Annotated in this window: 12 protein-coding genes; 9 read left to right on the plus strand and 3 right to left on the minus strand. The window is 67.7% G+C overall.

Going from position 1 to position 13831, the window contains the following annotated elements; translation table 11 throughout:
- Window positions 1–203: 203 nt before the first annotated feature.
- From JOD62_RS07765 to JOD62_RS07800, 8 genes are all read left to right on the plus strand, one after another.
- Window positions 204–872, plus strand: a complete 669-nt coding sequence (locus tag JOD62_RS07765; protein WP_204938719.1) for a GntR family transcriptional regulator — start codon at window positions 204–206, stop codon at window positions 870–872.
- Between the two features lie 101 nt (window positions 873–973).
- Window positions 974–1945: a tripartite tricarboxylate transporter substrate binding protein gene (locus JOD62_RS07770; protein ID WP_204938720.1), complete on the plus strand. Its 972-nt coding sequence runs from the start codon at window positions 974–976 to the stop codon at window positions 1943–1945.
- Window positions 1946–1999: 54 nt separating this feature from the next.
- Window positions 2000–2527: a tripartite tricarboxylate transporter TctB family protein gene (locus JOD62_RS07775; protein ID WP_204938721.1), complete on the plus strand. Its 528-nt coding sequence runs from the start codon at window positions 2000–2002 to the stop codon at window positions 2525–2527.
- Entirely contained in the window at window positions 2524–4176 is a 1653-nt protein-coding gene (locus JOD62_RS07780) for a tripartite tricarboxylate transporter permease (protein ID WP_204938722.1), read from the plus strand. Before JOD62_RS07775 ends, JOD62_RS07780 begins: the two co-directional genes overlap by 4 nt.
- Complete coding sequence (locus tag JOD62_RS07785) at window positions 4173–5042, plus strand: dihydrodipicolinate synthase family protein (protein ID WP_204938723.1); 870 nt, start codon at window positions 4173–4175, stop codon at window positions 5040–5042. Before JOD62_RS07780 ends, JOD62_RS07785 begins: the two co-directional genes overlap by 4 nt.
- A gap of 25 nt (window positions 5043–5067) precedes the next feature.
- Window positions 5068–6567 carry an FGGY-family carbohydrate kinase gene (locus JOD62_RS07790; RefSeq protein ID WP_204938724.1) on the plus strand — a complete coding sequence of 500 codons (1500 nt, stop codon included), beginning with the start codon at window positions 5068–5070 and terminating at the stop codon, window positions 6565–6567.
- A 39-nt stretch (window positions 6568–6606) separates the two neighbouring features.
- Window positions 6607–8238: a fucose isomerase gene (locus JOD62_RS07795; protein ID WP_204938725.1), complete on the plus strand. Its 1632-nt coding sequence runs from the start codon at window positions 6607–6609 to the stop codon at window positions 8236–8238.
- 2 nt (window positions 8239–8240) lie between these two features.
- Window positions 8241–9128, plus strand: coding sequence for a ribokinase (locus JOD62_RS07800; protein WP_204938726.1), 888 nt, complete (start codon window positions 8241–8243; stop codon window positions 9126–9128).
- 11 nt (window positions 9129–9139) lie between these two features.
- Here JOD62_RS07800 and JOD62_RS07805 read toward each other — a convergent pair whose 3' ends face one another.
- Entirely contained in the window at window positions 9140–10483 is a 1344-nt protein-coding gene (locus tag JOD62_RS07805; protein WP_204938727.1) for a DUF2252 domain-containing protein, read from the minus strand.
- Window positions 10484–10588: 105 nt separating this feature from the next.
- Between JOD62_RS07805 and JOD62_RS07810 the strand changes: the two genes are divergently transcribed.
- Window positions 10589–11182, plus strand: coding sequence for a glycoside hydrolase family 38 C-terminal domain-containing protein (locus JOD62_RS07810; protein WP_271171541.1), 594 nt, complete (start codon window positions 10589–10591; stop codon window positions 11180–11182).
- 70 nt (window positions 11183–11252) lie between these two features.
- Here the strand turns inward: JOD62_RS07810 and JOD62_RS07815 are convergent, their stop codons facing one another.
- Both JOD62_RS07815 and JOD62_RS07820 read right to left on the minus strand, forming a co-directional pair.
- On the minus strand, window positions 11253–12704 hold the full coding sequence (locus JOD62_RS07815) for a sulfatase family protein (protein ID WP_204938729.1): 1452 nt from the start codon (window positions 12702–12704) through the stop codon (window positions 11253–11255).
- A gap of 79 nt (window positions 12705–12783) precedes the next feature.
- Window positions 12784–13815: an aliphatic sulfonate ABC transporter substrate-binding protein gene (locus JOD62_RS07820; RefSeq protein WP_204938730.1), complete on the minus strand. Its 1032-nt coding sequence runs from the start codon at window positions 13813–13815 to the stop codon at window positions 12784–12786.
- Window positions 13816–13831 lie beyond the last annotated feature (16 nt).

Genomic DNA, 13831 nt, shown 5'->3' on the forward strand with positions numbered 1-13831 from the left:
GAGTTGCGACCTCAGGCGGGCTTCGCCGCGAACGCATTCTCGTCGATCGAGCCCCGCGAGCAGGGTGAGTGCGACAACCGCGACGGCGCGTTCTGCTGCGCAAGCAGGCGGGGCCTTGCATTTCGCGCTCCTGCCTGTGGACAACCGGTGGCACGAAATGCGGAGTGTGTATCCTGTCAACAGTTAACAGGAGGGGTGTTCTCGTGAGCCAGGGTGTCAAGCGCGGAGAATCATTGGGCGCGCAGGTGGCGCGTGTGCTGCGCCAGCGCATTGTTCGCGGAGACCTCGCCCCCGGCGATCGCCTGACCGAGGAAGGGCTGGCTGAGGAGTTCGAGGTCAGCCGTGGTCCCGTGCGCGACGCGATCACCCAGCTCGCGTTCGAGAAGCTCATCGAGGTGCAGAAGCCCCGCGGCATCTACATCGTCGGCCTCACCGATGACGATGTCGACCAGCTCTACAGTCTGCGCTCGGCTCTGGAGCAGCTCGCGATGTCCCGCGCCATGCGCGTTGACGACGAGGATCGCTGGCAGGCGATGACGGGTGCGGTCGAGCGGATGGAGGAGGCGGCGGCATCCGGGAATCATGAGGCGTTCGCCGCAGCCGACCTCGATTTTCACTCCCAGATCTACGTGCTGGCGGACCATCCGCGCCTGGAGGGCGCGTGGAATCAGTACCTTCCGACGTTCACGGCACTGCTCGAGGTCACGATCAACCATGACCACGATCTGACGGAGTCCTCGCACGACCACGTGCTGCTCATGAACATCATGCGCGGCGGAGACGTCGGCGTCGCTGCTGACGTGCTGGCGGCTCACCTGGATGGCGCGCGGCACCGCATGATGCTGGAGCTCGCCGCGCGACGCGCGGAGTAGACGGAAGTGTTGACGGACACCCATGTGTTGACTGTTAACAGTCAACACTGCTACGGTCGGTGAATCGACAACAGGGTCGATCCACCCACCAAGGAGCAAAGATGCCCCGCATGCGCATCACCCGCGCGGCAGCCGCCATCGCCGCGATCACAGCAACCGCGCTCATCCTTTCTGCGTGCACGAAGGTCGAAGAGGCACCCGAAGAAGCCGCCCCGACCTTCCCCGAGAAGGACATCCGCCTCATCATCCAGGCGAACCCGGGCGGTGGCTCCGACCTCTCGTCCCGCGCGCTCGCCACGGAGCTCGAGAGCATCCTCGGCGTGAGCGTCATTCCCGAGAACATGCCCGGCGCCGCTGGTGCGCTCGCCATGGAGTACGTCGGCTCGCAGGACCCTGATGGCTACGTCATCGGCTTCGGCCCCGTCGAGATCGCCATGCTCAACACCACGCAGGGCGCGAACGTCCTGCCGGAGAACTACGACCTGCTCGGCCAGATCATGCTCGCCCCTGGCGTCATCACGGTCGGCGCGAACAGCGGTATCGACAGCCTCGAGGCGCTCGTCGCCCAGGCGAAGGCTGGCGCGGTCACCGTCGCCAACTCGGGCGCAGGGAGCATCTGGGAGGCCGCGACCCTCGGCCTCGGCCAGGCCACCAAGGCGACCTTCACCCCCGTGGCTTACGACGGCGGCGCGACCGCGGTCAGCGCCGCAGCATCGGGAGAGACCGTCGCGGCCGTCTCCGGCCTCGGTGAGGCTCTCGCGCAGGGCGAAGCCGTGCGCATCCTCGCGGTCATGCACGACGAGCGTCACCCGAACGCGAAGGACGTGCCGACCGTCAAGGAAGAGATCGGCACCGAGGTGCTGTTCGGCGGCTGGGGCGGCATCTACTCCGCCAAGGGTCTGCCGGACGACGTGAAGGCCGTTCTCGAATCGGCCATCGAGGAGGCTGTCGCCAGCGACGGCTACCAGGACTTCCAGGCCTCCGCCGGAAACCTGGTCGTCTACCGCGACTCGGCGCAGTTCACCACCTTCGTGAACGAGCAGTTCGGCGTCTTCAAGGACCTGCTGGGCTAAGACCCTGATGGGGTCGGGGCGTACAGCCCCGACCCCATCCCGGGAAGGAACACCATGTCCACCGTCGAAGAGATCGAACAAGACGAGTACCAGGGTGCACCCGCATCGCGGACGCTGGAGATCGTCTTCGCCATCGTCGCCCTCGCGTTCGCCGCCGGGTACACCGTGCTCACGACACAGATCCCTCTGCGCCGTGAAGCCGCGCCCGGGCAGCTCGATGCCCGATTCTGGCCGATGATCATCGGAATCACCGCCATCGTCGCCGCCATCGCCCTTCTGGCAATCGCCATCACCCGTCCCGCGCCCTCGCGCGAGGAGATCGAGCGGATCCAGCCTGGCGGCGTCCGCCGGGTCGCGATCACCCTCGCCATCGTCGCGGCCTTCATCGCCGCGTGGTCGCTGTCGACCGTCGTGCTCTTCGGCTACCGCTTCGAGGTCTTCCCCTTCGCATCCGCGCTGCTCATGGCCGCGCTCATGTTTGCCTACGGTCACCGCCGCTGGATCAGCCTCGTCATCTACTCCGTCTCCGTCGCGGCGTTCGTCTACGTCATCTTCGGAATGCTCCTGAGGATTCCCCTGTGAACCCCTTCATCGACGGGATCAGCTCCCTCCTCGACGTCTCGATGCTGCTGTACATGGGCGTGGGCCTCGTGCTCGGCTTCATGGTCGGCGCCTTCCCCGGCATCACCGCGACGATGGCCGTCGCGCTCGCCGCCGGCTTCACGATGACCCTCGAGCCCGTGCAGGGCCTGGCGGTCATGCTCACGATCTACGTCGCCGCGAACTTCGGCGACCGGGTGCCCTCGATCCTCATCAACACCCCGGGCACCCCTGCCTCGATCGCGACGACCCTTGACGGCTATCCCATGGCCAAGCAGGGACGCGCCGGCCTCGCCCTGACGATCTCGGCGATCGTCTCCGCCGTCGGCATTCTCGCCTCGCTCGTGCTCTTCTCGATCGCCGCCGTGCCGATCGCGAACTTCGCCCGCGACTACTTCAAGTCGCCCGAGCTGTTCGCTCTCGTCGTCTTCGGCATCGCGATCATGATCGGCATCTCGTCGAAGTCGATGCTCAAGGGCATCCTGGCCGGTCTCTTCGGCCTCATGCTCGGCACCGTCGGCACCTATGCCGCCACGGGAGACAAGCGCTTCACCTTCGGGGTGCTCGAACTGGTCGAAGGCGTTAACTTCATCGCCGTGATCATCGGCCTCTTCGGCATCGCCGAGCTCTTCGACCAGTTGCTCACGCATCGCGCCTCCCGGCAGCGACCGATCTCGAGCCTGGGTCGCTGGTGGCCGAACCGCTCCGAGCTGAAGCAGAGCGGACGGGCGACCGCCGTCGGCGGCGCCGTCGGACTCGGCGTCGGCCTCATCCCCGCCGCGGGCGGCGACATCGCCGGCCTCATCGGCTGGGAGCGCGCACGCAAGGCGTCGAAGAAGCCGCAGCTGTTCGGCAAGGGATCGATCGAGGGCGTCGCCGCCGCCGACACGGCCTCCAGTGCGACGCTCGGCGGATCGCTGACGACCACGATGGCTCTCGGCATCCCCGGTGACTCGGTCATGGCCGTCATGATCGGCTCGATGATCATCTGGGGCATCACTCCGGGACCCACGCTGTTCACCAACCGCCCGGACCTGGTGGTCTCGATCGTCGGCATCATGCTGATCGCGACGCTCCTGTCGCTCGTGTTGAGCCTCGTCCGTATGAAGGGCATGGTCAAGCTGCTCGATGTTCCTCCGCAGTACCTGTGGAGCGGCATCCTGATCTTCTGCGTCATCGGCACCTACGCGACCTCGAACAGCATCTCGACGGTCATCACGATGCTCGTCTTCGGTGTCGTGGGTGTGCTGCTCAAGCGGATGGCGGTGCCTGCGGGCCCCGTCGTGCTGGGCCTGCTGCTCGGTCCGCTGGCCGAGGAGAACCTCGCGCGCACCATGGCGATCCTGCCGACGCGTCCGTTCTTCGAGGTCGTGAGCCCCATCGCGATCGTCCTCCTGGCTCTCGCGGTGCTGTCGATCGTCATGCCGGCGATCCGGGCGGCCCGCAAGCCCCGCGACCAGCGCGCTGCGTTCGAGGACTCGGTGCTCGGCACCGACAGCATCACGCAGATCACGAAAGCGCACGACGAGCTCGCGGCGCAGCCGGATCTGCTCACCTCGACAGTGCGCACCCCCACCCCAGAACCCCGCCGTCGCCTCCCGCGCCGGAACTCGAAGGAGAACAAGAAGTGACCCGCTACGACATCCTCACCGCGATCCCCACGGCGTTCGGCCGCGACGGCTCGCTCGATCTCGACGGGTCGCGCTCCATCTTCCGATTCGTGGCGCAGTCGGGCAACGAAGGCGCCTTCGTCCTCGGTACGACGGGGGAGTTCCCGTCGGTCAACGCGGAGGAGTTCGCAGCCCTCGTCGAGGCCGCGATGGCGGAGCTCGCCGAGGCGATGCGGGTCATCGTGCACGTCGGTCAGCCGAGCGCGTACGAGGCCGTGCAGCGAGTGAAGCTTGCGCAGCAGTTCGGGGCGACGGAGTTCGCCGCCCTCACCCCCTACTATCTGCCGGCGACGGATGACTCGATCTTCGAGTACTTCCAGGCGGTGTCGGATGCGGTGGCTGACGGGCGCCTCTATGTGTACGTGTACCCGGCGCGCAGCGGCAACCACGTCACGCCCGACCTGCTCGTTCGCCTGTCGGCTCTGCCGAACGTCGTCGGTGCGAAGGTGAGTGAACTACCGCTGGAGGCGATCGCCGAGTACCGTGCCGTGGTTCCGGCCGACTTCGAGCTCTACACCGGAGCGGACCGCGACCTGATCGCGGCCGTCGAGGTGGGCGCGCAGGGCGTCGTGTCGGGCGTCTCCTCGGTCACGCCCAAGCCGTTCCGTGCACTGGCAGATGCCGGCCGTTCGGGTGATGCCGCCGCGATCGACTCCGCGCAGAAGGCCGTCGACGAGGTCGTCGCCCTCATCGGCGGCGACATGGCCCGCATGAAGGAGGCCTACCGCGTTCTGGGCGTGACGGATGCGGCCTGCCGCATGGCGATCGCCGAGCCGAGTGACGAAGCCCGCGCGGACGTCGCCCGCGTTGTCGCGGCGCACCGCTGAATCCGCTTTCGGCACAGGAGTGCGCATGACACAGTCGGTGACCCTCGGCGTCGATATCGGCACCTCCAGCAGCAAGGGCGTGCTCGTGGGCGCGAACGGCGCGATCCTCGCGACCGCCGTGCGCGCCCACGAGGTGAGTCGCCCGCGGGCGGGCTGGGTCGAGATGGACGGACGCATCTGGTGGGAGGAGTTCGTCGCGATCACGCGCGAACTGCTCGCTGCGGTGCCGGATGCCGTGGCCGCCGCCGTCGGCGTGAGCGGTATGGGCCCGTGCGTGCTGCTCGCTGATGAGAACGACGAGCCCGTGCGGGCCGCGATCCTCTACGGCGTCGACACTCGTGCCGGTGCGCAGATCACCGAGATGTCTGCGGAACTGGGCGACGAAGAGATCGCGCGCGTCGGCGGCTCGCTGCTGACCTCGCAGGCCGCAGGCGCCAAGATCGCCTGGGTCGCGGAAGAGGAGCCGGAGGCCTGGGCGCGTGCCGTCCGGCTGTTCATGCCGGCCTCGTGGCTGGCACGCAAGCTCACGGGCGCCTACGTGCTCGACCACCAGTCGGCCAGCCAGACCACGCCGCTCTACGACATCGAAGGCGAGGCGTGGCACAACCCGTGGTGGCAGCGCTTCGCCGCACCGATCGAGCAGCCCACCCTGGGGTGGGCGGGCGACATCGCCGGTCACGTCACGGCCGAGGCATCCGCGCTCACCGGTCTTGTCGAAGGCACTCCTGTGATCATCGGCACGATCGATGCCTGGACCGAGGCCGTCAGCGCCGGCGCGCACGAGGTCGGTGACCTTATGCTCATGTACGGCACGACGATGTTCATGGTCTTCACCGGGGCAGAGACGCTGCGCACGCCCTCGATGTGGACGACGGCCGGCGCCTTCGCGGGAACGCGGAACCTCGCGGGCGGTCTGTCGACCTCGGGCGCCCTCACCTCTTGGCTCAAGGGCCTCACGGGAACCGACTATCCCGAGCTGCTGGCCGATGCCGCAGCATCCGGTCCGGGCGCGCGCGGACTCCTGATGCTGCCGTACTTCGCGGGGGAGCGGACCCCGATCCAGGATCCGGACGCCCGCGGGGTGATCGCAGGTCTCACCCTCGATCACGGTCGCGGCGATCTTTACCGCGCCACCCTGGAAGCCACGGCGCTCGGGGTGCGGCATAACGTCGAGACCATGCGCGCCGCAGGAGCCGACATCCGCCGCATCGTCGCCGTCGGCGGAGGCACTCAGGGCCAGCTGTGGCTGCAGGTGGTCTCGGATGTCACAGGGCTCGTGCAGGAGGTGCCGCAGATCACGATCGGCGCCAGCTTCGGCGCCGCATTCCTCGCAGCATCCGCTCTCGCCGAGCGCGATGGTGCGACACCGCCCGTCATCACCGACTGGAACCCGGTCGCCCAGAGAATCACCCCGAACCCCGAGCTCGCCGCCCTGTACGACGAGCTCTATGACCGCTACCTGCGCCTCTACGCCGGCACCCGCGACGTCGTGCACGAGCTCGCCGCCGATCAGCGCGGCGCCTGAGCGCAGCATCCGATTTCCCACCCCCACCACGGAGACACCATGACCTACCTGCTCCCCGCCCCCACCGCTCGCCCAGCGTCAGCGCCGAAGACCGCCTACCTGATCGCCTCCGGCGACCTGCGCGAATCGGCCAACGTCGGCGGATGGCCCGTGCAGGCCGCGATGGAAGCCGACGTGATCGCGGCGCTCGCGGACCTGGGCTGGACCGTCATCCGCGCACATGATGTCGACCCCGCCACCGGCCACGGCTTCATCTCCAGCCAGCGCATGGGTCTTGAGGTCTTCAAGAACATTCCGACGGATGCTCCGCTCATCGTCGCCGAGGCGGTGTGGCAGTACTCGCACCACGTGCTCGCGGGTCTCCGGACGCACGAGGGGCCGATTCTCACGGTCGCGAACTTCGCGGGTGACTGGCCGGGCCTCGTCGGACTGCTCGGACTCAACGCGGGCCTGACGAAGATGGACAAGCCCTACGCCACCATCTGGTCGGTCGACTTCACCGACGACTGGTTCAAGGCCGGCCTCAAAGAGTGGACAGAGACGGGCGTCATCACGCACGACGCCTCGCACGTGCGCGCTCTGCCGACGCTGCCCGACAGCCCCGAGAAGCAGCTCGGAGAAGCGCTCGCCGCGCAGCTGCTCGCCGACAAGGCCATCATCGGCGTCTTCGATGAGGGCTGCATGGGCATGTATAACGCGATCTTCGACGATGAGCTGCTCAACCACACCGGCATCTACAAGGAACGGCTGTCGCAGTCGGCCCTGTACGCCGAGATGCTCGAGGTCACGGATGCCGAGGCCGACGCCGCCTACGACTGGCTGATCGACGCGGGTATGACCTTCGTCTACGGCGAGGACGCTGCGACCGAACTGACCCGCGAGCAGGTGCAGTGGCAGCTCAAGATGTACATCGCGGCCCTCCGCATCTCGGACGACTTCGGTCTGGATGCCGTGGGCATCCAGTACCAGCAGGGTCTCAAGGACCTCGTGCCGGCGTCTGACCTCGCCGAAGGCATCCTCAACTCGACCGAGCGCCCGCCGGTGTTCTCCCGCGACGGGCAGCGCGAACTGTTCGCGGGTCGCGCGTTCCCGCATTTCAACGAGGCGGATGAGGGCGTCGCCGTCGATGCGCTCGTGACCGACCGGGTCTGGACGGCCATGGGCCTCGTGCCCGACAACACCCTGCACGATGTGCGCTGGGGCGAGGACTACGACGGTCAGTTCGTCTGGGTCTACGAGATCTCGGGCTCGGTGCCGGCATCGCACCTGGGCGGATGGCAGAACGCGCAAGGGTGGCGCCAGGGGCACGTGTTCTTCCCCGCGGGCGGCGCGACGATCAACGGCGTCTCCAAGCCCGGTGAGGTCGTGCTCTCGCGTGTCTTCATCGCCGACGGCATCCTGCAGGCCGACATCTTCCGCGCCTCTGTCATCGAGCTTCCCGAGGAGGAGACCGAGCGCCGCAAGCAGGCCACGAACCCTGAGTGGCCGATTGCGCACGTCGTGCTGCACGGCGTCTCGCGCGACCAGTTCATGGCCCGCCACAAGGCCAACCACGCCCAGCTCGTCTATGCGCCGGACGCGGAGACCGCCGACAAGGCACTCATCGCGAAGGCCGCTATGTTCGCAGGTATGGGCATCCAGGTGAACCTCGTCGGCGACGTGACGGTCTGATCATGGGCAGGGTCGTCGTGCTCGGCAGCGCCAACATGGATCTGGTGGTGCGGATGCCACGACGACCCGAGCCGGGGGAGACCCTGACCGGAACGCGTTTCGAGACCGGTGCCGGAGGCAAGGGCCTGAATCAGGCCATCGCCGCCGTCCGCGCCGGTGCCGACGTCGCGTTCATCGGGGCGGTCGGAACGGATTCCTTCGGCGAACGGCTGCGGGCGCGGCTCGTCGACGACGGTGTCGACGACTCGCGCCTGCAGACCCTCGACGCGGCGACCGGCATCGCGCAGATCAGCGTGACCGACGACGGCGAGAACACGATCGTGATCGTTCCCGGCGCGAACGGGCACGAGGGCTTCGATGCGGCGGATCGCGCGCTCGTCGAGGGGGCGTCGCACCTCGTCGTGCAGTTGGAGCGTCCGGCCACGGTGCTCGCGGAAGCGATGCGCTTCGCTCGTGAACAGGGTGTGACGACCGTGCTGACCCCGGCGCCGGCGCGGGAGGGCATCGACGACCTCATCGACCTGAGTGACATCCTCGTACCGAACGAGGGGGAGGCGATGCTGCTCTCGGGCGCCCCGGACGCCGAGTCCGCGGCGATCGCGCTCAGCCGGCGGGCGCGAACCGTGGTCGTGACGCTCGGCTCGCGGGGTGCGCTGGTTGCGGAGGCCGGCGAGATCGTGCGACGGGTCGCACCGCGGCCGGTCGAAGCCATCGACACGACCGGTGCGGGCGACACGTTCGTGGGCGTGATGGTCGCATGGCTCGTCGCCGAGCACCCGCTCGCCGAGGCGCTCGACGCCGCGACCGCTGGCGCATCCATCGCCGTCACGCGCGCGGGCGCGGCCTCGTCGATGCCGATGCGGGACGAGATCATCGCCGCGCTCGCGTAGAGGGGCGGGCGTCAGCGCGCCGCGACAAAAGCCGCGTAGTCGGCGAGTGAGACCTCGGCGTAGGCGCGCGCCCAGGCGAGGAGCGCCTGACCGATGACCCGGCCATTGCCGATGTACCCGGCGACCTCACCGGACGTGACCGACTGGCTGTGGGCGCGCGCGATCACCGCGGCGCACGACTGCGCAGAGGTGACGAAGGGGCCGTCATCGAGCTCCTCGATCTCGATGCCGCCCTTCATGTCGTGGAACTGGCGCGAGTAGTAGTCGAAGGTGGGCCCGCGGAGCGACCCGAGGAAGGGATCGGAGAGTGCCTGCAGAATGCGCTGCATCGCGACGACGCGACCGCCTTCGCCGTGGCTCGCGATGATGTCTCTGATCTCGCGCGGCTGCTCGATCCGTCCGTACTCGACGAGCACGCTCTGCGCCGCCTGCTTCGGCTGCATGAGCAGCGCGTTGCCGTCGCCGTCCTGGAAGAGCACCAGGTAGCAGCGCGTTCCCACGCTGCCCACCCCCACCACCCGACGGGCGACATCGCTGATCGCGTAGTGCTGGAAGAGGAGAGCGACGTCCGGCGTCGCGGTCACCCGGTACTGCGCCACGAGATCGTGCACGCGCTCCAGGATCTCCGGCTCGACGGGTCCCGTCGTCGGCGGCTGGTGGATGAACCGGAGGCGGCCCGTCTCATCCGCTTCCGTCAGCTTCCGCACCGCGCGCTCGCCGGTGCGCTTGACGGCGTGCTTCACCGCGGCGCGTGTCGCCTTCTGCGAGGCGCGGTCGAGCATCGAGGTGGTCGATTCGACGTCGAAGTGGGTGAAGTAGCGTTCGGTAGGGCTGAGGGCGGAAGCGCGCGCGATGTTGCGCGCGTACGCGGTGACAGCCGCGAGGACAGCCTGATCGACGACGCTGTCTGCACGTCCCGAGGCCTGTCCGCCGATGACGATGCTCGCCACCAGGCGTTTGACGTCCCACTCCCACGGCGCCCAGGCGGCTTCGTCGAAGTCGTTGAGGTCGAACATCAGGCGGCGCTGTGCCGAGGCGTAGAAGCCGAAGTTCGACACGTGTGCGTCGCCGCAGGAGGCGACCAGGATGCCGCTGTGCGGCGCGTCTGCGAGGTCTGCGGCCATGAGCGCCGCGGTGCCCCGATAGAACGCGAAGGGACTCGCGGCCATGCGCTCGATGCGCAACGGGACGAGCTCCGGAATGCGGTCCGCGTTCTGCCGGGACAGGATTCCGAGTGGATCGCGGCGGCCGGGGTTCATCTCAGCCAGGGCGCGCCGCGGTGTCGTCTTGCGGGCGGCCATGCCCGCTTCGCGGTGCTCGGCCAGGGAGAGGGGCGGCGCCCACGCGGAGATCATGGCGACATTCTGGCAGGCGAGGGGCATCCGCCCGGCGAGGGGGTGGGGCGTGGTGAGGCAGGTTGCGGTGACTAACTAAAGCGTGAGTCCACGATCGCACCGACGCTGACGCTCGCTCCGGGGGAGCGCACGAGCTGGGAGGCGGCGAAGTTCGAGACCTCGATGCACCGCTTCGTGCTCGTGCGGGAAGCGGACTTCGGCGTCGCACTCGTGAACGACTCGATCTACGGGTACGACACCACGCGCGAGGTCGCGGATGACGCGATCACGACGAACGTGCGGCTGTCGCTGCTGCGCGCCCCGCGCTTCCCTGACCCCGACACCGACCACGGCGTGCACGTGATCACGGTGGGGATGGTCATCGGCGCGGATGTCGCCGAGGCGACGCGTGCGGGCATCGAGCTCAACGCGCCGGCAACGACGGTGCGCGGTGGCAACGACGTCGAGCCGCTCGTCGCGGTCGAGGGCGAAGGCATCATCGTCTCGGGCGTCAAGCTCGCCGATGACGGCTCGGGCGATGTGATCGTGCGCGTCTACGAGTCGCTCGGGCGTCGCACCGTCGGCTCGCTGAAGGTGGGCTTCGAGCACCGCGAGGTGCGCGAGGTCACGCTCATCGAAGACGATCTGGAGGGTGCCCGCGTCGGCAGCGAACTGAAGCTTCGCCCGTTCGAGGTTCGCACCGTGCGCATCACCCGCTGAGTCGGAACGAGAAGGAGGGCGCACCCATCGGGTGCGCCCTCCTTCTCGTTGGCGGATGCGGAGCGGGTGCTCAGCTCTTCGTGTTCGCTGCGGAGAGCAGGCTCGGGACGGACTGGGTGTGGTGGGGTTCGTCGAGGAGCTCGGCCTGCAGTGTCCAGAGCTGTGCGGTGAGTTCTTCCCGAATGCTCGCATAGCTGGGGTCGTGGTACACGTTGTGCATTTCTTCGGGGTCGGTGGCGAGGTCGTACATTTCCCATTCGGGTGGGTAGGTGTGGGGGGAGGATCCGGGCAGGCCGAGGCCGTCGTTGTAGAAGTAGATGAGTTTGTGGGTTTCGGTGCGGATGCCGTAGTGGGCGAGGGCGTGGTGGTTGATGTCGTCGTTCTCGAAGTACCGGTAGTACATCGCTTCGCGGGTGGGGGCGTCGGGGGTGGTGGTGAGGTGGGGCCAGATGCTCAGGCCCTGCATGCGCGGGTGTGGGGGGAGGCCGGCGGCGTCGAGGATGGTCTGCGCGAAGTCGACGTTCGTGACGATCTGCTCGATCGGCTTCTCGGTTGCGGGGATGCGGGCCGGGTAGGAGATCACCAGCGGCATGCGCAGGGATTCGTCGTACATGAACCGTTTGTCGAACCAGCCGTGGTCTCCGAGGAAGAAGCCCTGGTCGGAGGTGTACATCATCATGGTGTCGTCGAACAGGTCCCGCTCACGGAGCCAGTCGATGACCCGGCCGACGTTGTCGTCGACGGACGCGACGCAGGCGAGGTAGTCCTCCATGTACCGCTGGTACTTCCACAGCGCGGCCTGCTCGTAGGTGAGCCCCTCCGGCGGCATCTGCTTCAGGTCGGTGAGGGTGAGGTGGTCCGCGATCCGCATCGCCGCACGGTGCGCGGCCGAGGAACGCGTCGCATAGTCGTCGTCGAACGTCGCCGGCACCGGGATCGGCTGCGCATACATGCCCTTGTGTTTCTCGTCCGGTTCCCACGGCCGGTGCGGGGCCTTGTGATGAATCAGCAGACACCACGGCTCATCCCCGTCGAGGGATTCCAGCCAGTCCAACGACAGGTCGGTGATCACATCCGTCGCATACCCGGGCACGATCTGCACACCGGTCTCGGTGAGGATCTGCGGGTCGAAGTACTCACCCTGATCCCGCAGCACCGCCCAATAATCAAACCCCTCCGGGTCATGACCTGGCCCCTCACCCATATGCCACTTCCCGACAATCGCAGTGCGATACCCCGCCTCGCGCAGCTGCGACACGAACGTCGGCTGCGACGCATCGATCGGCGTCTCCAACGTCGTCACCCCATTGATGTGGCTGTACGTCCCGGTCAGGATGGATGCGCGACTCGGGGTGCACAACGCGTTCGTGCAGAAGCAGTTGTCCAATCGCACACCCGCCGCCGCGATCTCATCAATCCGCGGCGTCGCATTCACCACCGAACCGTATGCACCGATCGCATGCGACGCGTGATCGTCCGTCAGAATCAACACGATGTTGGGGCGGCGGTTCTGGTCGTTCATCTTCCTCATTCGTTCCAGGAGGGTCGGGCTGATGCGGGGCGAGCGGAGTGCAGTCCACCCGCCCCGCAGGACTTTCGTGTTACTTGCCGGCGCTGACGAACTGCTCGCCGAGGTAGTACGTCGACGCGTCGGTGGGCTTGTCGAGCTTTCCGGCCGAGACGAAGTACTCGTTCAGGCTCGTGAGCCAGGTGGCGACCGTGCCGTCCTCGGTCAGAGCGTCGAGCTCGGCGGCGGTCAGGTACTTGGCGTTCTTCGCGTCTGAGGCGAAGCCCGCCGCGTCACCCTTGAGCATCTTCGCGGTGAGCTCGACGGTCTCGTCGATGTTCGCGGCGCGGAAGTCCATCGCCTCGCGGAGCACGGCGAGCACGGCCTCCGTGGCCTCCGGGTTCGCCTTCGTGAACGACGGGTTCGCGACGAAGGCGCTCGGGAATGCGACCTCATCGGAGAAGTCCTCGTTCTCCGCGAGGATCTCAAGGTCGGGCACCTGCGCCTCGATCGTGTTGATCAGCGGGTACCAGATGCCTGCGGCATCCACCTGCTGCGAGGCGAATGCGGCGACGACCGTGGCCGGATCCATCGCGACCTTCTCGACGTCGTTGATCGTGAGACCGACCGATTTGAGAGCCATCGTGAGGATCATGTCGCCCGAAGTGCCCTCGGGAACGGCGATCTTCTTGCCCTTGAGGTCCTTGAGAGAGGTGATGCCGGGCTGTGCGATCACGCGGTCGGCGTTGCCGAGGCTGTTGATCGCGGCGACCTCGGCCTGACCGGACGCCGGCAGCCACATGGCGCCGGGGCCGATGTAGCCGAAGTCGAGGTCGTTCGTGCCCAGAGCCTGGATCTGCAGCGGCCCGTTCGTGAAGACCGGCGTCTCCACCTCGAGTCCGTGCTTGTCCCACAGGCCTTCGGCATCCGCGATCGCGAGCAGGCTCGCACCGTTGAAGTCGGCGATGTACCCGAAGCGGACCTTCGGGAACTCGACGGCGGGAGCGGCGCCCTCGCCGTCCGCGGCGGGAGCCTGGGCGGCGGGGGCGCAGGCGGCCAGCGCGAGGGCTGCAGCAGCGGCGACGGCGACGGCGACGATGCCGCGGCGCGATTTCCTGATGTTCATGAGGTTCCTTGTGCGT

Source organism: Microbacterium keratanolyticum, assembly GCF_016907255.1.
Lineage (GTDB): Bacteria > Actinomycetota > Actinomycetes > Actinomycetales > Microbacteriaceae > Microbacterium > Microbacterium keratanolyticum.